The sequence below is a fragment of the Secundilactobacillus mixtipabuli genome, from assembly GCF_002217925.1.
Lineage (GTDB): Bacteria > Bacillota > Bacilli > Lactobacillales > Lactobacillaceae > Secundilactobacillus > Secundilactobacillus mixtipabuli.
In genome coordinates, this window is the sequence record NZ_BCMF01000050.1 from 1 (window position 1) to 251 (window position 251).

A 251-nucleotide genomic window follows, 5' to 3' on the forward strand; every position below is an offset into this window, starting at 1 on the left:
AGGGGGCGATCCCCCAACTACTCTTGGCGTGCTGAAGCTTAACTTCTGTGTTCGACATGGGAACAGGTGTATCCTTCAGGCTATCGCCACCACACTATTGAGAACTGATGCTCTCAAAACTAGACAATATCATTTTCTCTTACCGATGAACACCACTACTCGTGGTTAAGTCCTCGACCGATTAGTACTAGTCCGCTCCGTGCATCGCTGCACTTCCACTTCTAGCCTATCTACCTGATCATCTCTCAGGG

Annotated in this window: 2 rRNA genes; both read right to left on the reverse strand. The window is 49.0% G+C overall.

The features are described from left to right. Positions 1 to 94 (reverse strand): 5S ribosomal RNA (gene rrf / locus IWT5_RS11950); the annotation flags it as partial. A 67-nt stretch (positions 95 to 161) separates the two neighbouring features. Beyond that, positions 162 to 251 (reverse strand): 23S ribosomal RNA (locus IWT5_RS11955); the annotation flags it as partial.